A 24141-nucleotide genomic window follows, 5' to 3' on the forward strand; every position below is an offset into this window, starting at 1 on the left:
GAGATAACAAAATGCTAAAACAGGAAGCATCAACAGACAGACGTAACTTAGCCGCCCAAACCCTTGTGTTAATTCTTGCTGGGGGACGTGGTTCTCGCCTTTACGAACTTACAGATATGCGTGCAAAACCTGCCGTCTATTTTGGGGGAAGCCGCCGAATTATTGACTTTGCATTATCTAACTGTATCAACTCAAATCTACTGAAAATTGGGGTTATTACCCAGTATGCGGCTCACTCACTACTCCGCCATTTACAACGTGGTTGGTCATTCTTACCTTATGAGCGTAACCAATATATTGATATGCTCCCCGCACGTCAGCAAATTGATGATAAAACGTGGTATCGTGGTACAGCTGATGCGGTTTATCAAAATATGGAAATGATGAAATCACACTATCGCCCAAAATATGTTGTGATCTTAGCTGGCGATCATATCTATAAAATGAACTATAACAAAATGTTAGAAGATCACGTTGATTCTGGTGCTAAATGTACTGTTGGCTGTATTGAAGTACCAAGAGAACAAGCCACTGAATTTGGCGTAATGGCAGTTAATGAAAAATTAAAAGTAAAAGCCTTTGTTGAAAAACCAAGTGATCCACCTGCAATGCCTGACAAACCTAATTCATCATTAGCATCAATGGGAATTTATGTATTTGATGCGGATTATCTGTATGAAATGCTCGAACAAGAAGTTAGCAATCCAGATACTTCTCACGATTTTGGTAAAGACATCATTCCAAAAGCCGTAGAACAAGGCGTAATCTACGCTCACCCATTTGAACGCTCGTGTGAAGGTCGTAATACCACAGGTGCAATTTACTGGCGTGATGTGGGGACTATTGACAGCTACTGGTCGGCACATATGGATTTAGTCAGTGAAAAACCACAGCTCGATCTTTATGATGAGTCTTGGCCAATTCACGGTCGTCCACAACAGACTGCACCTGCACGTTTCTTCTATAAAAAATCGCGTGCACATACCCTTGACAATTCCTTAATTGCAGGTGGCTGTGTTATCACTGATGCAGAAATCAGTAATTCCGTTTTATTTGGGCGTGTACACGTTAATGAGGATAGTATCATTGAACAAGCCGTTATCCTACCGCAGGTAAAAATTGGGCGGAATTGTGTAATTAAACGAGCCGTTGTCGATCGCCATTGTGATATTCCTGACGGCTTGCAGATCGGTGTTGATCCTGAACAAGATGCCAAATATTTCCGTATCAGTAAAAACGGTATTGTATTAGTTTGCCAAAAAATGTTGGATAAATTAGCTAAAGAAAAAGCATCTCAAACAGCGTAAATATCATATACTTAGATATAATCTATAAGAACGGACGCCACGCTTGGCGTCCGAATCAAAACACTTTGTCAATAATCTGAAGCGGTAAGATCCGCTGATTTTTTTGCACATTTAATTTGGTAATAGGAAATGAAAATTTTACATATTGGCTCAGAAATGTATCCGCTTATTAAGACAGGGGGCCTAGCTGATGTACTCGGTGCATTGCCTTATGCACAACAAGCAATGGGTAATGATGTGCGTGTTATTTTACCACTCTATCCCCAAGTTGCAGAAAAAATAGGTGAAACCCAAGAAGTCGCAACAATCGGAACTTTTGCCGGTGTTGTTACGCTACGTTTTGCCTATTTCAACGGTTTAGGGGTCTATGTGATTGATGCCCCGCATTTATTCAATCGTCGCTTACCCTACTATGATGATAACTATCAAGACTACGGCGATAACTACAAACGTTTTGCACTGTTAAGTTACCTAGGTGCACAACTCGCTGAAGGGCTAGATCACTGGTGGGGACGTGCAGATATTTTACACGCACACGATTGGCAAGCAGGTTTAGCTTGTGCTTATTTAAAAAGCTGGCACAGCCCTGTAAAAAGTATCTTCACTATCCATAATATTGCTTACCCAGGACGTTTCCAAGGCTATCATCTCGCTGAATTAGGTTTGCCTTGGGAATTTTTCTCTCCCTACGGCTTAGAATTCTATGGAGAAATGTCCTACTTAAAAGCAGGCTTGTTCTACGCAGATAGAATTACGACAGTTAGCCCAACTTATGCTCAAGAAATTACCGAACATATTGCAGGTGGCGGTATGCACGGACTATTGCAAACACGTCAAGCCGAAGGACGTTTATACGGTATTTTAAATGGTGTTGATGATACAGTTTGGAACCCTGAAACAGACAACCATATCATTTCAAACTATCGAGCTAGTTATATGCAAGGTAAAGCAAAAAATAAAGCTGAACTACAACGCTATTTTGGCTTACCTGAAGAAAAAGATGCGTTACTCTTTGTGATGGTTACACGCTTAACGGAACAAAAAGGGGCGGATTTCTTACTTGCTAAAATAGATGAAATAATGCAACACCCCGTACAGCTTATTGTACTTGGTAGTGGTTCACCTGATTTAGAAAATGCATTACGCTACGCACAATCTCGTTATCCTCAACAAATTGGCTTAAAAATTGGCTATGATGAAGCACTTTCTCATCAAATTATTGCAGGCGGAGATGTTATTCTAGTCCCAAGTCGATTTGAGCCTTGTGGTTTAACCCAGCTTTATGGCTTAAAATATGGCACATTACCGCTTGTGCGTAAAACAGGTGGATTGGCTGATACGGTCAATGATAGCCATAAAGAAAGCATTGAAAATCGCACTGCCACAGGTTTTGTCTTTAAACACCCTGATGCAGATGACTTTATGGAAGCTACACTACGAGCTATCAATTTATGGAAAAAACAAAAATTGTGGTCTAGCGTACGCCAAAATGCTCTCGCACAAGATTTTGGTTGGGCAAAAGTAGCCGAACAATATCAAGCACTTTATCGAGAAGTGGCTTAGTTCTATACAGAGAAAATGTAAGTTATTGTTAAAACATATGGGTAGCTTACACTTTCTCAACCAAGTGACGTCTATAGTATATATTCCTAGAACAACAAAAACCATCACCTAAGTCCTAACAGCTCCTTATTATCCAAACTTATCACTGCATTTATTTACACATAAAATACATAATTTACTCACACTTAATAATCTCACTAACTTTACTGATATAATGCAATCTTTTTACACTTTACCTATTAGGAAATGAAATGAAACCAAATCAGATTACCTTAGCAATGTTATTTGCTTTACCAGCACTGGTATCAGCTCAGCAAACTTCAAATGAATTACCTGCTGTTAATGTTTATTCTGCCTATGCAGCACCTGTCAATCAGGATAAAACCGCTTCATCAGTTACCGTTTTAACTGAAAAAGATTTTGCACAGCGTAATGCAACTTATGTCAGCGATGTGTTGAAAACTGTGCCAAGTATGGCGATCAGTGCATCAGGTGGGCGTGGCACATTAACAAATTTTTATTTACGCGGTGCAGATGCTAACCATACAGCAGTAGTGATTGATGGAGTGAAAATGAACCCAGTCACTGGCTACGGTTTTGATTTTGGTGGATTAAGCCTAAGCAATATCGAACGTATTGAAGTGTTACGCGGTGAGCAATCTGCATTATGGGGTAGTGATGCAATGGGTGGTGTGGTTTATATCACAACCCAAAGCGGACTTTATAAAGATAAACCATTTAATGTCGATTTTGATTTAGGAACTGGTTCAAAAGGCACTTATGATGCTTCTGCAACCGTTTCAGGTTATCACAACGGTTTTTATTACGCATTGAATGGCAATAGCCACCGTACTCGTGGTATTTCGGCTTATAGCTCACACAAATTCCGCTATACTGCTGAAAACGGCACGCAAATCGTATCGGGTGGAGCCATAGAAAAAGACAAATTCCATCGTGATAATGCGTCATTACGCTTTGGTTATGATGGCAAAGATCGTGGTATTGAATTCTTAGCTTCTCACGCGACACAAACCGCTCGTTATGACGGTAGCTTAGCAGGCGAAACTACTTTTGATGATCGCACCCGCACTCGTGAAACTTTATTCAAACTAAGTGGCTATATCGGTAGCGATCAAGAATTATTCAAGCATAAAGCAAGCGTCAGCAATGTGAAAACCGATAGTGACACATTTAGCTCTTGGGCGAGTGCCTATGATGCGAATAAAACAAATGCAAACTATCAGCTCGATATTAACTTCGACCGTGATGGTGCAATCACACAAGCATTTAGTCTTTTAACTGAATACCAAAAATCTAAATATCGTTCAACATCATATAGTAACGAGAAAACATTAAGTGAAACTAGTTTTGCTGGAGAATATCGTTTATTGAGTGAAGATGATCACGCTCTTACAATCAGTGGACGTTTTATTGAAAATTCACAATATAAAAACGCATTCACAGGGCGTATTTCAGGTGCATACCGTTTATCACCTAATTTCAAAACACACGCAAGTTTCGGGACAGCAATCCAGAATCCGACAATGACCGAATACTACGGTTATAACGGATCTTATGTCGCAAATCCTGCACTCAAACCTGAAAAAAGTTTAGGTGGTGATTTAGGTTTACTCATCGAATCTAACGATAAAAAACATAGCCTTGATGTGACTTACTTCGCTCGTAATGTCAATAATTTAATCAGTAGCAAAGTATTGTCATCTGATCCAGTAACCTATGTAACAGTTTCACAAGCGATTAACCTTGATGGCTTAAGTAAACTTAAAGGGGTAGAAATTGCTTATAATGGAAAACTAACCGATACACTGAATACTTTTGCCAACTACACCTACACTCGTGGCAAAGATAGCAAAGGCGTTGAATTAGTTCGCCGTCCGAAACATCTTGCTAATGTAGGCGTGGCATATCAAATTACCGAACAACTTGGTGCTAATGCAAGCCTTTCTTATGTTGGCAAACGTATCGACAATCACTTCAATGAAGTAACTTATGCTTCATCTCGTGTGAAACTGCCTTCTTACACTCTAGCAAACCTTGGTGTGAATTATCAAGTTAGCCCAAATGTAAATATCTATGCAAATCTCAACAATATTTTCAATAAAAAATATGAAAATATTATCGGCTACGGTCAAATGGGGCGTAACGTTTACGTTGGTTTAAAAGGTAGTTTCTAATCATTACTGGGGCTAATATGATTAGCCCCTACATTTTATGAAAAAAACACTGACATTTTTCACCGCACTTTTCTTACCGTTTACAACAGCTTTGGCACAAGAACAGTTCGTTTCGCTTACCCTTTGTAGCGACCGCCTGCTCATTGAATTAGCTCATCCAGAACAAATTTCTGCGATGTCGCTTTATTCCAGAAATCCGCTAATTATGCTGGATAAAATCAATCAAGACAAACCGATACTTGAACCGCAGCTTACACAATTATTACCCTATTTGGATAAAACTATTCTGATCAATGAACATTTTTATCCGCAACTTGCCACCGATTTAAAAAAATTAGGGGTAAAGATTATTCCCTTAAATGACACTCCACAAACACCCGAACAGCTGTTTGAGTTGATATTACAACTCGGGCAATTAACGGAAAATCAATCTACCGCAGAACAATTAGTGCAGAGGCTTAAACAGCAAAATTTTTCGCTAAACCAACCGCTTAGCGATACATTAGTGTTATCAGATACAGGGGTAATAGATAGCGCCCAACCGCATTATCAGACGCTATTAACGCTACTCGGTTTAACTCCTATCAAGCTACAATTAACACCACAAAATTTTTCACTGGAAAAAATATTACTAAGTCAGCCAAATGTGTTGATCTCGCTCACCGATAAACAGGGTTATAATGAGCAAGCCGAGCTACTCAACCACCCTATATTGCAAAAAATCTTCCATAACCGACCGCTTGTCAGCATTCCATTAAAATATACCTACTGTTTCGATCACGGTATTTGGCAAGGGGCGGAAAAAGTTTATCAGCAGTGGCAGGGTAAGTAGAAAAATGAGAGGCTGATCGAAAAATCGTGATTTTATTGCTATTCCCTATTGCACTTTGACTAAATCTCATTATGATACTGATATTTTATACAGTGTTTAATGGGTGCAAAAAATGGGTAATGTCATAAAGCTATTTGACGGTAATCAAATTCGTTCTATTTGGGATAATGCTGAAGAAGAATGGTATTTCAGCGTGATTGATATTGTTGCTGTCTTAACTAACAGCGATAAACCTCGTGATTACTGGTATCGTGTTAAAAAGCGAATGAGTGATGAAGAAAAAAGTGAACTGTCGACAATTTGTCGACAGTTGAAATTAAAAGCACCTGATGGAAAAATGCGAGAAACCGATGTCGCCAATATGCAAGGTATATTTCGCATAATTCAATCAATTCCTAGCCCTAAAGCAGAGCCATTTAAAATATGGTTAGCAGAAGTAGGTAAAGATCGCATTGATGAAATTATTGATCCTGAATTGACGATTGATCGTGCATTAGCTACTTATTTAAAAAAGGGTTATACAAAGGAGTGGATTAACCAACGTTTACAATCTATTCAAGTTCGAAAAGAACTCACTGATGCGTGGCAAGAACACGGAGTAAAAGAAGGTAGAGAGTATGCCATTTTAACCAATGAAATATCTAAAGCTTGGAGCGGAATGACAACCCGAGAATATAAAGATTTTAAAGGATTAAAAAAGGAAAATTTACGAGACAATATGTCCACGCTTGAGCTTGTTCTCAATATGCTTGCTGAAGCAACTACAACGGAATTAACCAACATTACTCACCCACAAGGGCTAGAAGAAAATAAGAAAGTAGCCCAAGATGGTGGAAGTATTGCAGGTGATACAAGAAAAGCGATAGAAAACAAAACCGGAAAACCGATTATTACACCTAAAAACGCCATTTCTTTTGCGAAATTGATTGAAGATATTTCTAAAGAAATCAAAACAGAGAAAAATGAGTAACACAAACAAATTAAACGCCACACTATTTTTACTTTTAATCGCTATTATATTGTCAGCAAGTTATTATCAACTTGCGGATTTTTCTGCATTATTCAATGCGGAAGGCGTTATTACTGATATGCGTTCCCTTGTTTTAACGGATATTCGCTTACCACGCCTAAGTTTAGCGATTTTGACAGGGGCAAGTCTTGCTCTTGCGGGTAATGCAATGCAGGGAATTTTTCAAAATCCACTTGCCAGCCCTGGCTTACTCGGAAGTGCAAATGGTGCGACAACTGCCAGCGTATTTATTCTCTATTACTTCTCCGCCCCCTTTAGCCTATTACTGCTAGGCGGTATTGCTGGAGCATTATTCAGCTTTCTGTTGGTTTATCTGATTGCTAAAAATCACGGTACCACAATGATGATTTTAAGCGGTTTAGCCATCAATATGTTATTAGGTTCTGCGATTGCATTACTGCTCTCTAATGCTCAAAGCCCTTGGGCATTAGCTGAACTCTATCGCTGGCTACAAGGTTCGTTAGTGTGGGCAAAATTCGATACGTTGCTTATTTCTTTACCTTTTATCTTATTCGGAATTTCCTGCCTTTACCAACAACGCCGTTATGTTGATTTACTCACCTTTGGAGAAGAAACCGCAAGTACGATGGGCATAAATCCTAAACGGAGCTTTTTCATTACAACATTCGGTGTTGCTTTATTAGTGGGAGCAACCATTCCCCAAACGGGTACTATCGGCTTTATCGGCTTAATTGCCCCTCACTTTGCACGCATTTTATTGAAAAAACGCCCTTCGCAACTCTATGTAACCAGTGCTTTAATTGGGGCATTATTACTTGTGATTGCCGATCTCTGCATTCAATATATCCCGTTCTTTTCCCATATTTACATTGGTACACTCACAGCAATTATTGGTGCACCAGTGCTAATTTGGATTTTGCTCACTCAACAGCGGAGAATATATGATTAATGTTGAAAATCTCACATTGCCCTATGCGTTACATAATGTGAATTGCCAAATACCACAAGGCAAACTGATTGGCATAATGGGGGCAAATGGTGCGGGTAAATCCACGCTGTTGAAAAGTATCGCTGGGATCTTACCGCTTACAAGCGGTGAGATTTGGCTGAATAATTGCAAATTATCCGCAATGACTGCCCAAGAAAAAAGCCGACACATCGCCTATCTCGCCCAAAGCACTGCTATTCACTGGGATCTTTGTGTATATGATGTAATTGCACTTGGTTTGCCTTATCCCTTAAAAACAGCGGAAGAACAGCAAAAAGTGCGGTCAATTTCGGCACGATTTTCCCTTTCTCACTTACTTGATAAGCCATTCCAACAGCTTTCAGGTGGAGAGAAAACGCGTGTACAATTAGCCCGTTGTTGCATTAAAAACAGCCCTTTACTACTTGCAGATGAGCCTATCGCCGCACTCGATCCCTACTACCAACTGGATATAATGGAACAGCTTAAAGCTCTCACGCCACAGCACACTTGCGTGGTTGTCATTCATCATCTCTCGCTGGCTTATCGTTTTTGTGATGAGATCATATTACTCAACGAGGGTAACATTATTGCTCAAGGCGAAACCCAAGCGGTATTAACTCGTGAAAATATTGCTAGGGCATTCAATATCAAAGCGGAAATTGATGAGAAAAGAAAAGAAATTATTAGTTTGAATAAAATACAGGAATAAACACGCCCAAATGAAACGTGAATTCCCCATAATAATGCTATGGGGAAGAAAATTAGCCCTCACGACAATCTAACCATTGTGTTCGTACGCCTTGATGGTTTTTATAGTAAATAGATTTATATTCACTCGCCACTAAATCTACATACGCCCCTTCAATCGCACGATATGAACGATAAATCACTTCAAAACGAGAACCTCGAGCATTAAGTGCTTTATTTTCAATATGATCGAAAGGTTCCGCTTTACCGCCATCTAATTGAAAATAGATACCAAAATTTTCCTTCATTCTGCTTTCTCTCGATAACGGGAAGTAAGTCGAGAGATAAGAGCTTGAGCCTGTTTCAAAATTACGGCAAGTATAATAATAACGCTTATAGAGCGTTGGGTTTGTCAATTCAGCTTGGCTAATATTTTCTTTTAAGTAGCCTGTTTTAACTGTTTTAGTGGGTTTAGTATCTGTACAAGCAAATAAGCTCGCCAACGTTGAAGTGAATAAAATAAGTTTAAGTTTGTTCATTATAAAATTCCGAGAAAATCATCGCCAATTTGACCGTGCTATCATAACGGAAATGAACTAGATAATCATCTCATTAAAACAAACTCTGTTGCCCAATTAAACATTCAGGCGTAGGTTTTACCACAAAACCATATTCTGCCAAATACACTTTCAATTTAGCGATATTGTAGAACGAATGGCTATTGGTAGTGTTTTGGAAATAGAGATAAAGCGTATCAAAATCCGCTTTGTGCTGATGAAGTAACTTCGCTAAATGCAGTAATTCTACATCGTTATAATGATAATCGTGGCGTTCTTGAGCAGATTGAGCTTTCCACCAGTTCGGATTACGACCGTGTAATCGCAGATAAGCGGTGCGTTGGTTGGCATAAAATTGAAAGGCAGGTAAGCCAATATTTTGCGGATAATCCACATTACACCAAATGAGGTTTTGCTTACCTTGAAAATAGTCCAATACCGACTGAATATGCCAACTCCGATGACGAAATTCTATCGCCAACGGATAATCATTAAACCACCCAACCAATTCAGCCAGATAATAACGATTAGCGAGATGCCGTTCAAAACTAGATGGAAACTGGATAAATAAATTCGCCAAACATTCTTGTTCCATCAAAGGCTGTAAGGCATTCAAAAAGGCAGTAGCCTGCTCTTTTGTCGCCGTTCGTTTATGACTAAAATCTTGATGCAGTTTAATCGAAAATCGCAACCGACCTTCCGCCTTTTCCACCATTCCTTGTAATGCCTTATCCCCTATCGGTGCGTGAAAAGTGCTATTGATTTCAATAGTGTCATAATGCTGGCTATAAATGGACAAAAAGTCTGTTTTATCTGTACCAAACTGATAAAGCGTCCCGACTAAATCCGTATCGCTATAACCGCCTGTGCCGATATAAATGTGGGGTGAGTGTTTATTGCTCAACATCTAAGAATCTTTTTGGCTTTTCAACAAGCGGTCAAAATCACTTTCAAAATTGCGATCTTGGATCACTCGGTATTTTTCAAATTCAGTTTCTGCATAAAGTTTCGCTTCATCAAAACTGATTTTTCCTTTGCTATCTAAAACTGGTAAATCATCGGCATTTAAGAAAATATCCAACCGCTTCGCCCAATCTTCCATTGTCATTGGAATTTGTCGTCTTGCTCGCCGCTCTGCTAAATCTAAAAAAGCATTGACGATAGCACCTAAATCTTTCAATTCATCATTGCTCAAGTAATTTTTTGCTACTGATACATCACTTTTCAAAATTTTACCGTCAGGTGATTTTGCCCAAGTGGTCAGCCCCATATTTGGTTTATCACTATTTGCACGCTCAAAAATCAATTCAGCTGCGGTATGTTGATGAATAGCGTAATGTAATTTGTTTTGTACCGTAGCAAAAAACTGTTTTGTTGTAGGGGCATTTTTATTATAGTCCACCGCAGTCGCATAAATATCGGTAATTTTCTGATAGAAACGGCGTTCCGATAGACGAATTTCCCGAATTTCTTCCAATAATCGTTCAAAATAATCTTCGCCCAAGAAAGTACCATTTTCCATACGTTCACGATCTAACACATAGCCTTTTTGGGCAAATTCACGCAGTACTTGTGTCGCCCATTGACGAAATTGCGTTGCTCTTACGGAGTTTACCCGATACCCCACCGAAATGACGGCATCAAGATTATAATGCTTGGTATTGTAGTTCTTACCATCTGCGGCAGTTATCCGGAAATTCCGGATAACTGAAAGCTCGTTTAATTCTTCGCTCTCAAAAATATTTTTTAAATGTTCGTTTACTGTACGCACATTTACTTCAAACAGCTCAGCAATACGTTTTTGTGTAAGCCAAATCTCATTATCTTCATACCGCACTTCAATACTTTGATCGCCAGTTTGATTGGTAAAAATCAAAAATTCAGCAGTGCTATTACGAATAAGTTTAGTCATATATTTTCCTTGCAAAATTTTGAATAAATGTAACCGCTTGTGGTGGGATTGTCGAATGGAAAGATGAAGTTTTTCGAGCGGGATCGCAAAATACTTGGCGCTTACAAGCGGTCAGATTTATTCCACATTTTGCGGTTTATCGAAATCGATATTTCCCTTTGCCTTGCCCTGCGACTTTTTCAATGACTTTAATTTCTAACATTTTCTTTATCAATTCCGATGATGCAGATGCGGAAAGATGAAGTGTATTAACCACATCTATTCGTGAAAAAATACGATTAGCTAAAATTTGAGAAAGTGCGGTGATATGCTTCTGTGTTTTCTCTGAATATCTTGTTTTTTCGTCAGGATTTTGCTCAATGTCCTGTTTTTGTTTTTCAATATCCTGTTTTTTCAAAAATTGTCCACTATTAATGTGCAACTGGCGATTGCTTAACAAATTGTTTTCGTCTAACAACAAATTACGCAGAAATAAAAGCAAGTATTCATTGGTTTCATAAACCCCTTTGGTGAGATTGTTATAATTTGCTCGCACCAACGTATTACGGAAATACCACGCATTTTCAGCAAAAATCGCATTAGTTGCATTAAAACCTAATGTTTTTAAATACTTAATAAAAAACACAGCTGTGGTGCGAGTATTACCCTCCTCAAAGACGTGAATTTGCCATAAACGTGCAATAAATGTGGCTAAATGCGTCATAATTTCTTCAAGAGAAAGCCCTCGATAGCTAAAATTTTTCTCCTGTGATAAATCACATTCTAAGGTATTTTTCAATTCAGATGCCATACCATATACTACCCTTTCGCCCTCTAACACCCACTCTTTTTTGGTAATGTTATAAGTGCGGATTTGCCCTGCGTGAGAGTAAATACCTTTAAACAGATATTTATGAATGGCTAAATATTGATTGGCATTAAACGAAAAAGCAGGCTCGGATAGCAATTTTGCAATACGCACCGAAACTTTGTCCGCTTCTTCGGTACGATTTTCACTGGTTAATGACGGATTTTCTTCATAATATTGGCTAATCCATTGTTCTGCCGTATCAATGGAAATCTCACCTTCAATATTTTTAATCGCAGTGCTGATCAAATATTGAGATGGTTTTAATCCATCAACCTCTTGCAGCCCGATTGCCGTTTGCCAAGCATAGCTCTTTTCCTTTTTATCCACTTCAATATGGCGGATATATTCTTCAAAAGGATCTTTAGTCATTCTGTCTTTCCGTTGTGCAATATTTTGGGTAAATTTAACCGCTTGTTGAACGCTTGTCGAATAGAAAATGAAACTTTACAGATTGTGAAGAAAAAGCATCCGTCAAGAGCAAGAGACGGGTACTATCGGGGAAAAGTATTAAAACTCATCTAAATCATCTTCATCATCCATTGATTCTTTATGTCGGTATCCACTTTTATATTTAAGTGCAAGTTGCATATAATCCTTATTTTTAATTTCTTCATTTTCAGATGTTTCTTCAATTAAATGATTTACTTTATTCTCATCTCCATAAATCTTAGTTAAAACATCCCAAAGTAGAACCTTTTCTCTATGTATTGTAGGATCATTCCCTCTTTGATATTTGCGTTCTGATATTGAAGATTTAAGTAATAATAAAAATACTTCAGAAGAATTTAATATGTCATCAGAAATAGCATTTCCAATTGAAACAAAGAAATAAATTATATGTGATAAATTATAGGTTTCCGTAAGCTCTTCAATTGTTGAAGAACGAATATTATTCAATAATATTTCTTCTAATTCTTTTGCTTCCAATTCGGATACTAATTGATGACCTCGTCCCTCTCTATATCCAATAATTCCTACAATTTCATATTGCCCATATAGATCACTAGAATCTAGTAGTTGCATAATAGTTTCTTTTTTATCTTTATCAGGTAATCTCCTAAGTAATCTATAGACCAATCTTCCCCAAATCATGTCAGCATCTAAGTCAAAAAAACCTTTTTCTTTTTCGGGTACCCTTGGTAAATTCCTGTACAATGTCGGTATAGCTGCTAGTGCTATTTCTTTAGTAAAGTCTCGCTCATATTCAATTAAGTTATCAACAACATTTTCTAGATAATAATCAGGAACAGCTGATAAAGCGATCTTGAAATCTTGTTCTGATTGCCTGGCAAGCCAAACTTTTCGTGATAATTGAGCTTCTATAACTTCTGGAGTAATCACTTGCTCAAAATATAAGTTAAAAAATGTTTCATCTGCAATTCTTCTATCCTTTTTAAATTCCCTATTTATGTAATAATTTGATTTTAAATTTACATTATTAACATCAAATAAAACACTTAATAAAGATTGATATATTTCATTATTTTCTATGAATTTTGTTAGAATTATTTTTCTATTCTCATCATCTGATTGAGAAAGTAAGAACTCCCTTATTTCATAAATTTCTTTAAATTTTTCAGGATAAAAAATTCTTATAGCTTCAATAGTGAGCAAATCAACTATATCAATTTCCTTACCTAATTGTTTAAAAACATTTGATAGAGAAGATGTGTAACGTCTAATGTCTCGAATGTTTTTTATTGTCGGTTTAATGATATTCCAATATGCATTAGACCAACGAGACTTATCTAGGGAAACATTTCCTACAATTTTATCTAAAGATGAGAATAAATTTTCTTGTAATAGTTTTTTAGGCACCTGCGGTATATCAAATGGAATCTGAATTATCTTCTCTAAATAAGTCTTTCCATCAATGTTATTATCATTTAATGTTTTAATCACTCTATTTTTATCAAATGATAAAACATAAACAATATTAGGAAAGTTTCCTGTAACCCTTACCAATTTTAAAATAGATTGTAGTTCATCAGAGGATAAACGATCTATATCATCTAAAATTACTGTAATAGGTTTACTTATTCCTTTTAAAATTTCAATTAATTTATCACGTTGATTTTTCAAACTGTTTTTTTCTTTCTTTTTCTTTGAAAAAAAACTAAAAAAACCACCTAAGGTACTAAAATAATTCCCTACAAATGGAATCGGTTTTAAGTTAGATAATAACTCTCCAAAAATTCCTAAACTATCCGCTAGATCACTATCATCCTCATAATCTCTTAATTGAGCAGAGATTTCAGTAAAAAATAAAGCGACTAAATTATGAGCATCATTAAACATCCAAGGATTAAAATCAAGTACAAAAGAATTTTTTTCTAATTCCGGTCGCATTAAATTTATATAGGATGTTTTACCGTTTCCCCATTCTCCACATAATCCCACAACCAAACCTTCTTTATAGTCAAATGAAAAAATGTGTTTAGCAAATGCTTCTGCGCTACTAGTTCTGTCTAATAAATCATTGCTAGAATCTTTTATTGGGTTATCACTTATTAATTCCATATGTTTTCCTTTAGTAAATGCTCATATATTTTATGTGTTACCTACTTCATCACCACACTCAACCACTTGACCATTTCTCTCTCATTCCATCCCTTACGTTTCGCATAATCCACCGCTTGATCTTCATCAATGCGTCCTAGGGTAAAATAATTACTCGCTGGGTGGGTGAAGTACCAACCACAAACGCTTGCCGCTGGCCACATTGCGTAGCTTTCGGTGAGTTTCATTCCGATGCGTTGTTCTACTTCGAGTAGATCCCAGATGATCTGTTTTTCGGTGTGTTCTGGGCAGCTTGGGTAGCCGGGGGCTGGGCGGATGCCAATGTATTCTTCACGAATTAAGCGGTTGTTATCAAGGGTTTCGTTGCTGTATCCCCACACTTTTGTACGCAGTTCAAAGTGCAGGTATTCCGCCATTGCTTCGGCTAAACGGTCGCCTACGGCTTGGAGCAAGATGGCGTTGTAGTCGTCTCCTGCGGCTTTGTAGCCTTCGACTAAGTCGTGTTCTTCAATGCCTGCACAAACGGCGAACATTCCGAACCAGTCTTGTTGTCCGCTTTCTCTGTCGGCGATAAAGTCGCTCAAGCAGAGGTTGTATGGGCTTTTGCTGTTTCTGCCACGTTCGCTTTGTTGGCGGAGGTTATAGACTTTGCCAGCCACTAAAGTGCGGTCGGCATTTTGATAGATTTCAATATCATCGCCCACCCGATAAGCAGGGAAAATCCCCATTATACCGCTTGGGTTGAGTTTGCCGTTTTGTTCAAATTCATCTAACACTCGTTGTGCATCGTTATACACTTTACGGGCTTCTTCGCCACCCTCAGGGTAATCAAAGGCATCAGGATAACCGCCCATTAAGCCCCATAAACGGAAGAATGGCGACCAGTCAATAAATTTCCGCAAGGTCGCAATCGGCACGTTTTTGTATTCAATAATACCTGTTTGGTTAGGTTGTGGCACTTGGTAATCCGCCCATTCGCCACTGAATGCGTCAAAACGGTTGGCTCGAGCCTCTTCAATCGGTAACTGCTTGCGTGGTGCTTTTTTATTTGCAAAGGCGATTTGAACTTGCTCGTACTCTTTCTTCATTCGTTCCCACAGTTCCGACTTGGTTTCAGGGTTCATCAATGCAGCACAAACGGTAACAGCACGAGAGGCGTTAGTGGTGTAAATGACTTCGTGTTTATATTTTGGATAGAGCTTGATTGCGGTATGCTCTTTTGACGTGGTTGCACCACCGATTAACACAGGCAGGTTAAGATTAAGGCGGTTCATTTCGCCTAAGAAATATTCCATTTCGTCAAGCGATGGGGTAATCAGACCGCTTAAGCCGATAATATCCGCTTTTTCGTCAATCGCTGTTTGAATGATTTTATCGGCAGGCACCATCACGCCTAAATCAATCACTTCAAAGTTATTACATTGCAACACAACGCTTACAATATTTTTGCCGATGTCGTGCACGTCGCCTTTTACCGTAGCGATGACTACTTTACCGCTTGATGAGCCTTGTTGTTTAGTGGCATTGATAAAGGGTTCTAAATAAGCGACAGATTGTTTCATTACACGAGCAGATTTTACCACTTGCGGTAAGAACATTTTACCATCGCCGAACAAGTCGCCCACTACCTCCATTCCTGCCATTAACGGCCCTTCAATCACTTCAAGGGGAGTTGGGAATTTTTGGCGAGCTTCTTCGGTATCTTCAATAATAAAATTGGTGATCCCTTTCACTAAAGCGTGTTTTAAACGCTCTTCCACTGGCCAAGTTCGCCATTCGGCAACACTGTTATCTTCGTTGGAAGCGGTCACATTTCGGTATTTTTCTGCAATTTCAAGCAAGCGATCTGTGCCATCTGATACACGATTTAATACCGCATCTTCAATCACATTACGCAACTCAGGATCGAGATCGTCATAAATGGCTAACTGCCCTGCATTGACAATCCCCATATCCATTCCTTGCTTAATGGCGTGGTAAAGGAAAACAGCGTGAATGGCTTCACGCATTACATTGTTACCACGGAATGAGAAAGAGACGTTCGACACACCGCCTGAGATTTTGGCGTGTGGTAAGGTTTGTTTGATGCGACCAGTGGCATTGATAAAATCTACACCGTAGTTGTTGTGCTCTTCGATCCCTGTGCCAATGGCAAAGATGTTCGGGTCAAAAATAATGTCTTCTGGAGGGAAATTCAGTTGATCAACCAAAATTCGATAGGCACGGGTACAAATTTCGACTTTACGTTCTTCCGTATCCGCTTGCCCCACTTCATCAAACGCCATCACCACCACAGCTGCACCATATCGGCGAACTAATTTCGCTTGATGAATAAATTTTTCTTCGCCTTCTTTGAGTGAAATCGAATTGACAATCCCTTTCCCTTGAATGGATTGCAACCCTGCTTCAATCACTTCCCATTTTGATGAGTCGATCATTACGGGCACTTTTGCCGCTTCAGGTTCTGTTGCCATAATGTTGAGAAAACGAGCCATACATTTTTGTGAATCTAGCAAGGCTTCGTCCATATTCACATCAATCACTTGAGCACCGTTTTCTACTTGGTCGATAGCGATTTCGATTGCTTCAGCAAATTTCTCTTCTTTTATCAAACGCTTAAACTTGGCTGAACCTGTTACATTATTACGCTCACCCACGTTTACAAACAAGCTTTCATCATCAATGTTTAACGGCTCTAAGCCCGATAAACGCATCGCTGTTTTAATCTGTGGCAAAGCTCTTGGTTTGATTCCTGCCACTACATCGGCAAAGGCTTTGATATGCTCAGGCGTTGTACCACAACAACCACCGACAATGTTTAAGAAACCGCTTTCCGCCCATTCTTTGATATAAGCGGCCATATCATCAGCCCCTAAATCATAGCCGCCAAAGGCATTTGGCAAGCCTGCATTCGGGTGTACGGATACATAGGTTTCACAGATTTTCGACATCACTTCCACATAAGGACGCAGCTCTTTTGGGCCTAAGGCACAGTTCAAACCAAAACTGATCGGCTTCGCGTGGCGGAGTGAGTTGTAAAAGGCTTCGGTAGTTTGCCCCGAAAGGGTACGCCCAGAGGCATCGGTAATCGTGCCTGAAATCATAATCGGCAACTCAACACCAAGTTCTTCAAAAACTTGCTCAATCGCAAAGGCAGCAGCTTTCGCATTTAAGGTATCGAAAATAGTTTCGATCATAATGATGTCAGAACCGCCTTCAATTAAGCCTTTTGTCGCTTCTGCATAGGCATCAACCAATTCCATAAAGGTCACATTACGAAAACCCGGGTCGTTTACATCAGGGGAAATTGATGCGGTGCGGTTAGTCGGGCCCAAAATCCCTGCCACAAAACGAGGCTTGTCTGGCGTGCTGTATTTATCCGCTGCCATTCTGGCTAATTTAGCCCCTGCAAAATTCAGCTCATAAGCCACCGCTTGTAAGTCATAATCTGCTTGAGCAATAGTGGTGGAACTAAACGTATTGGTTTCAATAATATCCGCCCCTGCTTCCAAATATTTTTCGTGAATAGCTTTAATCAGCAAGGGTTGGGTAAGGGTCAATAAATCGTTATTGCCACGCAAGTCAATCGGGCTATCGGCAAAACGCTCACCACGGAAATCTTGTTCGGTCAGTTTATATTGTTGGATCATCGTCCCCATTGCACCGTCTAAAATCAGGATACGTTGGGCAAGGGCATTTTTAAGAAGAGAAGATTGGTTATTCAAGGTGCTGTCCGTTTAATTCAATAAAAATAAATAATACAAGATGGTATCATTTTATCTTTATTCTGCAAAACTGAAACAGAAGGATAAGAAGAGAAATATATGACAATACAATAAAGCGAAAAGTTACTATCCCACATTAGAGATAAGTAACTTTTCAGTAAATATTAAACTAAACCAGCTTGCTGTAATGCTGCTAATACTTTTGGTTGAGCAGATTCAGAAAGCGTTGTTAATGGTAAGCGAAGTGTTGGTTGACTAATTAGCCCCATTTTGTAAGCGGCCCATTTGACTGGAATTGGATTGGCTTCAACAAAAAGATCGTGATGCAATGCCATTAAACGTTGGTTAATTTGTTCTGCTTCTTCAAACTTGCCTGCCAATGCCAAATTACACATTTTTGCCATATCCGTAGCTGCAAGGTTATTGGTTACAGAGATAACGCCTTGTCCACCAAGTTTCATTGATTCTAAACCTGTTGCATCATCACCACTTAGGAAAATAAAATCATCACCTGCAAGTTGTTTAATCAATGGTAAGCGACTTAAATCGCCAGTTGCTTCTTTGATACCAACAATATTTGGAATTTCCGCTAAACGCCCTACTGTTTCAGGTTTTAAGTCGCTTCCTGTACGTCCTGGTACATTATAAAGAATTTGTGGTAAATCAGTACTTTCAGCAATTGCTTTATAGTGTAAGTACATTCCTTCTTGGGTTGGTTTATTGTAATAAGGAACAACACTTAAACAGCCTGCAACACCACTATCTGCTAATAATTTAGTCATTACAATCGCCTCACTGGTCGCATTAGAACCTGTGCCTGCAATAATTGGAATACGTCCTGCTGCATATTCCACTGCTTTTTTAATCACTTTCACATTTTCATCAATGCTTAATGTTGTAGATTCACCCGTTGTACCAACAGAAACAATAGCGTGAGTACCTGATTTAATATGAAATTCAATTAAACTTTTTAATTCATCAAAATTGATTTCACCATCATTCATTGGGGTAAGCAGTGCAACAATACTGCCTGAAAAAAGTGGTTTTGCCATTTGTAGCTCCTGTATATTTTTATCGTTTTAAAATTATGCCTAGCTTGCAAAATTCAGTTTAAATATGCAAGCGTTTTCTGAGATTTTTGCAAAATTTTGTTGAAATCTTACCGCTATTCAATCCCTTTTTGGTAAGACATCATCACTAAAGTTCGCCATTTATCTTTTCCTTGTTCATCTTTCCCCATATTCGCAATATTCGGAAAACGTCCCCAACATTCAAATTGATGCTTTTTCATTAGATTCATACTAACTTGATTCAATTCAAAGACATACGCCATTAGGGTATTGATACCACAGGATAACATCTGATCTTGCATATACTGAATAATTTGAGAACCATAACCTTTTCCTTTGGCACTTTGGTCAAGATAAATACTAATTTCAGAAGTATGTACAAACGCAGGGCGTTCATAAAAAGGAGAAAAACTAAACCAGCCAACAACCTTTTCATTTTCAACGACACTCCAAAGTGGATATTGCTCACTCTCCAAATGAAAATCAAACCACCCTCGGCGACTTTCAACAGTGGCGAAATAAAGATCAGCTGTTACCTGATGTGTCGGTATTGCTTGGTTATAAATAGCTAAAATAGTTTCAAAATCCGATGGAACGGCTTTACGGATCTGCATCTGAAATTGTCCTTATAGTGATAATAGTTGAGTTAATTCACGGGCTATACTGTCTTCATTATTTGAGCCGATAGTTTTGTTTGCACTTTGCTGCACTTCTGATTCAGATTCTCCCATTGCAATCCCCATACCGACTAACTGCAACATACTGATATCATTGAAATTATCACCAAATGCAATGACATTTTTAGGTTCGATACCTTCTCGTTTTAGTAGCTCCGCCAAACAAGCACCTTTACTGTTTCCTTGAGCAGTAATATCTACCCTATCAACCCAAGACCACTCAGCACTAAATTGATCAAGCGGTAATTTTTCCACAAAATTTTGCATCTTTTGTTTATCCGGATCACTAATCAATACTTTCCAAATGAGTGTCTTCCCATCTAAGAAATCTTCAAAACGAGCTACTTGGTGAACATCGGGGCGAACCTTTTCATCACAACTATTTACCCAAGTGAGTAATTTGCTGAAATGGGGATTAAGTACTTCATAGGTCATACTATCTCGAGTATAAACAGCAATATGAATATGCTCTGCCTTAGCTGATGAAATAAGATAGCTAGCTTGTTCTGTTGTTAAAGGTTTGGATGCCAGCACTTCATCTTTTTGAAAATCATAAAGGTAAGTACCATTACAACAAACCACAGGGGTATCTAACCCTAGCTCCGCATAATATGGACGCACGGCAGTATGGTGTCTGCCTGTTACAATAAAAACTTTAAGCCCTTTTTGTTGAGCCTGTTGAATTGCTAACTTACTTGAATTTAAAATTGTACCTTGACTAGAAAGCAATGTACCATCTAAGTCGAAAGCAATAGCTTGATAAGACATATAATTCCCCCAAATAAAAAAGGATGATTACTCATCCTTTCTATTTTACGCTTTTATTACTAATTTCGGTAATTATTTGTTACCGTTGTATGCAGGTGTTTGATAAAGTGGTGCTGGACCATTTGGACCTGCAACATTGCCACCTTCATTTTGTTTTACTACGCCACCATTTGCAGAAATTTCTACACGACGGTTTGGACGTAAACAATCACGTAATGCTTGGCCTGATTCGCCATCACACGCCTTAACTTGGTTTGCTTTACCATAACCAACAGCATCTAATTGAGCGGTTACGCCTTGTTCTACTAGACGAGCTTTAACCATATTTGCACGACGTTGTGATAAATCTAAGTTATATGCTTCTGAGCCTAAACGGTCTGTATAACCTGCGATTTTAACTTGTTGAGCACCAGATGCTTTTAATTGTGCTGCAACGTTATCAACAACTTCTTTACCTTTTGCAGTTAATCCATCTTTGTCAAAATCGAATAAGAAGTCACCGCTTAAGTTATAAGATGAGTTACCGTTACAACCATTTGGATACCAAAAGAAACTTTGTGCGTTCATATTCTTGTCAAATAAAATTTTATACTGACAAATTTTGTGTTCACCATTTTCACGATAATTAAATACATAGTCCCACTCACGAACGCCGTATAAGCCTTCTGCAAAATGGGGACGACCGATCAAATTATATAATTGATCTTTATTCATACCACGTTCAATCTGACGAACATTTTCCCAGTTTGGCCAAGAACCAAATTGAGAACCATCGTGGTTAAATTTTGATTTTTCAACTTTAGGGAATACAGGATTCTCTGTAGTACCTTCATCAGATACCTTACTTAAGTTACCACAAGCAGCCATCGCTAATGCAAGACTAGCCAATAAAACACCACGAAAAACTTTGCTTTCTTTCATTTAAAATTATTCCTTATAAAAACTTGTAAAGGTAGATTAATATTATTGCCAAATACCAAAAGGATTGAGCCTCGCTATTCTACATCATAAAATTGTTTATTGCTAATATTTCAACCAATTATATTGATAGATATTCTATGAATAATTGTACCGCACGACTTCCCCTAAATTCATTAATATCTAGCCTATAAACTAATTTTGCTTTTTTTATAGACATATCGGGGAATTGTCTCACATCTACATTAAACCAAATCGCATCAAATAACACACCATCACTATTTTCAACTAACATTTTTAAATGCTTTTCACCCACTAAACGTTGCTGAAGAATATTAAAATCCCCCTCAAAAGTAGGTTCAGCAAAATGTTGCCCCCAAGGCCCCGCTTGTTGTAATAATTCTGCCGTTTGTAAGGTTAATTCCGCCGAAGATAATTCACCGTCAGTATAAATAATACCTTGTAGTTGCTCTGGCTGAATAAATGTTTTAATCGTTTTATCAAATGCTTGCTGAAATTGTAAAAATTTATCGCTGTAAATAGTAAGCCCTGCCGCCATTGCGTGCCCACCAAATTTAACAATAAGCTCTGGATATTGTGCATCAATGCGTTCAAGTAAATCACGAATATGTAAACCTGAAATTGAACGAGCCGAACCACGCAATAATTTACCCTCTTCACCATCTTGAGCAAAGGCAATCACAGGGCGATGAAATTGATCTTTAATTCTTGATGCTAAAATACCAATTACTCCTTGATGCCAATCTGCTTGATACAACACAATCCCACTCACTTGCTCATTATCCGCTAAATTAGGCAATTTAGCACAAATAGCTAGCGCTTCTGTTTTCATTTCTTGCTCAAACTCTTTACGGGTCTGATTTAGAGAATCAAGTTCCAATGCAAGTTGTCTTGCCGTAATAAGATCGTTACAGATCAATAAATCTACGCCTAACGACATATTTTCTAATCGTCCTGCTGCATTTAAACGTGGAGCGATAGCAAAACCTAAATCACCTGCTTGTAAACGAGATAGCTCTCTTTTGCTAATTTCTGCCAAGGCTTGAATACCAACTCGGCATTGTCCTGCTCGGATACGGTTTAATCCCTGAGCCACTAAAATACGATTATTATGATCTAAAGGTACAACATCTGCGACTGTCCCTAATGCGACTAAATCAAGTAACTCTGAAATATTTGGCTCTTTGCCATTAAACGCATTATGATCTCTTAATTTTGCTCTTAGTGCTGCCATCACATAAAAAATAACGCCGACACCAGCAAGTGATTTAGAAGGAAAGCCACAGAAAGCTAAATTAGGGTTAATCATTGCATCTGCATTTGGCAAATTCTCTGTGGGTAAGTGATGATCGGTCACTAAAACTTTAATGTCTTTCGATTTAAGTAGATTAATCCCATCAAAAGATGAGATCCCATTATCCACCGTTAAAACTAAATCAACCCCTTGAGCAATGACATTTTCCGCTACTGCAACACTCAACCCATAACCCTGAGAAAAACGATCTGGAATAAGATAATCCACGTTTTCAAAACCAAATTGGCGTAATGCTAAAATCGCGAGGGCGGTACTCGTTGCTCCATCGGCATCAAAATCACCAACAACGATAATGCGATCTTGCTTGAGATAACTTTGATATAACAACTCTACCGCTTGTTCAACATTAGCTAGTTGATTTGGGTTATGTATTCCTTTCAGTGAAAGATCCAACTCCCGAGCAGAGCTAACACCACGAGCTTGATAAATACGATTTAATAATGGATGTTCAGATAATTTTTCTGTGGTCGTAATCGGACGGCGTTTAATCAATTTTTTCATAATCAATAAGAAATTAAAGCGGGTAGATTTTGCAAAAAATTTACCCAATCCACCCGCTTACAATACGATTAAAGTTATTCGCTTAACATTTTTACTAACTCTTTCGGCTCAACAAAACCAGGAATTAACTCCCCACTTTCTGTAATAATATTTGGTGTGCCATTTACACCAAATTTTAGCCCAAGTTGGTAGTGTTTTTTCACAATATTTGGTGTTTTTAATTCTTTTGGTAAATTCCCATTTTCTGCTTCATTTAAGGCAAATACTTTATCTTTAGCTGTCCAAATTGCTTCCATCTGTTTTGCTGTTTGTGTTTCCATACCACCACGTGGGAAGGCTAAGTAACGAATGGTAATTCCAAGATCATTATATTCTTTAATTTTAGAATGTAGTAAATGACAATAGTGGCAAGTAATATCCATAAATACGGTTACTGTATGCTTTGGATTTTTCGCTGGATATACAATCATTTCATTACTCAGTGCATTTAATTCTGAAAGTAATGCATTATTTGTAATATCAACCACTTTACCATTTTTTAATTCAAACACTTTTCCTTGAATAATAAAACGACCGTCTTGGCTAATTTGTACGATACCTTGATCTGATGTTGCTGTTTTAAAGCCTGGTAACACAGAGTCTGAAATTTTGACATTAGTTGCCCCAACTTTTTCTAACTGTTTTTGTAAATTTGCGTTATCAGCTAATGCAGAAGTCGCCCAAAGTGATGTTGCTAATAACATTGCAGTTTTCTTAATCATT

At 38.2% G+C, this 24141-nt stretch carries 19 protein-coding genes; 7 read left to right on the plus strand and 12 right to left on the minus strand.

The window, feature by feature from the left end; translation table 11 throughout:
• Positions 1-11 precede the first annotated feature (11 nt).
• The 7 genes from glgC to A1D25_RS04065 all read left to right on the plus strand — a co-directional run bounded on the left by glgC (position 12) and on the right by A1D25_RS04065 (position 8567).
• Positions 12-1307 (plus strand): glucose-1-phosphate adenylyltransferase, encoded by a 1296-nt coding sequence (gene glgC / locus A1D25_RS04035; RefSeq protein ID WP_157394407.1) that lies wholly within the window; start codon positions 12-14, stop codon positions 1305-1307.
• Between the two features lie 129 nt (positions 1308-1436).
• Positions 1437-2870 carry a glycogen synthase GlgA gene (gene glgA / locus A1D25_RS04040; protein ID WP_157394408.1) on the plus strand — a complete coding sequence of 478 codons (1434 nt, stop codon included), beginning with the start codon at positions 1437-1439 and terminating at the stop codon, positions 2868-2870.
• A gap of 251 nt (positions 2871-3121) precedes the next feature.
• Positions 3122-5065: a TonB-dependent receptor plug domain-containing protein gene (locus A1D25_RS04045; RefSeq protein WP_157394409.1), complete on the plus strand. Its 1944-nt coding sequence runs from the start codon at positions 3122-3124 to the stop codon at positions 5063-5065.
• A 37-nt stretch (positions 5066-5102) separates the two neighbouring features.
• Positions 5103-5897, plus strand: a complete 795-nt coding sequence (locus A1D25_RS04050; RefSeq protein ID WP_157394410.1) for a TroA family protein — start codon at positions 5103-5105, stop codon at positions 5895-5897.
• A gap of 112 nt (positions 5898-6009) precedes the next feature.
• Positions 6010-6867 (plus strand): BRO family protein, encoded by an 858-nt coding sequence (locus A1D25_RS04055; RefSeq protein ID WP_157394411.1) that lies wholly within the window; start codon positions 6010-6012, stop codon positions 6865-6867.
• A complete protein-coding gene (locus tag A1D25_RS04060; RefSeq protein WP_157394412.1) occupies positions 6860-7837 on the plus strand; it encodes a FecCD family ABC transporter permease in 978 nt (325 codons plus the stop codon). Before A1D25_RS04055 ends, A1D25_RS04060 begins: the two co-directional genes overlap by 8 nt.
• On the plus strand, positions 7830-8567 hold the full coding sequence (locus A1D25_RS04065) for an ABC transporter ATP-binding protein (protein ID WP_157394413.1): 738 nt from the start codon (positions 7830-7832) through the stop codon (positions 8565-8567). The genes A1D25_RS04060 and A1D25_RS04065 overlap by 8 nt, the downstream gene beginning before the upstream one ends.
• Positions 8568-8619: 52 nt before the next feature.
• Here the strand turns inward: A1D25_RS04065 and A1D25_RS04070 are convergent, their stop codons facing one another.
• From A1D25_RS04070 to dsbC, 12 genes are all read right to left on the minus strand, one after another.
• Complete coding sequence (locus A1D25_RS04070) at positions 8620-9084, minus strand: hypothetical protein (protein WP_157394414.1); 465 nt, start codon at positions 9082-9084, stop codon at positions 8620-8622.
• 73 nt (positions 9085-9157) lie between these two features.
• Positions 9158-10009 carry a DUF72 domain-containing protein gene (locus A1D25_RS04075; RefSeq protein ID WP_157394415.1) on the minus strand — a complete coding sequence of 284 codons (852 nt, stop codon included), beginning with the start codon at positions 10007-10009 and terminating at the stop codon, positions 9158-9160.
• Entirely contained in the window at positions 10010-11014 is a 1005-nt protein-coding gene (locus A1D25_RS04080; RefSeq protein ID WP_157394416.1) for a virulence RhuM family protein, read from the minus strand.
• A 136-nt stretch (positions 11015-11150) separates the two neighbouring features.
• Positions 11151-12233 carry a Fic family protein gene (locus A1D25_RS04085; protein WP_157394417.1) on the minus strand — a complete coding sequence of 361 codons (1083 nt, stop codon included), beginning with the start codon at positions 12231-12233 and terminating at the stop codon, positions 11151-11153.
• Between the two features lie 138 nt (positions 12234-12371).
• On the minus strand, positions 12372-14384 hold the full coding sequence (locus tag A1D25_RS04090) for a KAP family P-loop NTPase fold protein (protein ID WP_157394418.1): 2013 nt from the start codon (positions 14382-14384) through the stop codon (positions 12372-12374).
• Between the two features lie 41 nt (positions 14385-14425).
• Positions 14426-18109 (minus strand): methionine synthase, encoded by a 3684-nt coding sequence (gene metH / locus A1D25_RS04095; RefSeq protein WP_157394419.1) that lies wholly within the window; start codon positions 18107-18109, stop codon positions 14426-14428.
• Between the two features lie 164 nt (positions 18110-18273).
• On the minus strand, positions 18274-19161 hold the full coding sequence (dapA, locus tag A1D25_RS04100) for a 4-hydroxy-tetrahydrodipicolinate synthase (RefSeq protein WP_157394420.1): 888 nt from the start codon (positions 19159-19161) through the stop codon (positions 18274-18276).
• Between the two features lie 113 nt (positions 19162-19274).
• Positions 19275-19793 carry a GNAT family N-acetyltransferase gene (locus A1D25_RS04105; protein ID WP_157394421.1) on the minus strand — a complete coding sequence of 173 codons (519 nt, stop codon included), beginning with the start codon at positions 19791-19793 and terminating at the stop codon, positions 19275-19277.
• Between the two features lie 12 nt (positions 19794-19805).
• On the minus strand, positions 19806-20624 hold the full coding sequence (locus A1D25_RS04110) for a pyridoxal phosphatase (RefSeq protein WP_157394422.1): 819 nt from the start codon (positions 20622-20624) through the stop codon (positions 19806-19808).
• Positions 20625-20696: 72 nt separating this feature from the next.
• A complete protein-coding gene (locus A1D25_RS04115) occupies positions 20697-21545 on the minus strand; it encodes an OmpA family protein (protein WP_157394423.1) in 849 nt (282 codons plus the stop codon).
• Positions 21546-21663: 118 nt separating this feature from the next.
• The gene (recJ, locus tag A1D25_RS04120; protein ID WP_157394424.1) at positions 21664-23379 is read right to left on the minus strand and encodes a single-stranded-DNA-specific exonuclease RecJ; all 1716 of its coding nucleotides are present in this window, start codon (positions 23377-23379) and stop codon (positions 21664-21666) included.
• Positions 23380-23453: 74 nt separating this feature from the next.
• Entirely contained in the window at positions 23454-24140 is a 687-nt protein-coding gene (gene dsbC, locus A1D25_RS04125; RefSeq protein ID WP_157394425.1) for a bifunctional protein-disulfide isomerase/oxidoreductase DsbC, read from the minus strand.
• Between the last annotated feature and the right edge of the window lies 1 nt (position 24141).

It is taken from the genome of Ursidibacter arcticus, assembly GCF_009761375.1.
Lineage (GTDB): Bacteria > Pseudomonadota > Gammaproteobacteria > Enterobacterales > Pasteurellaceae > Ursidibacter > Ursidibacter arcticus.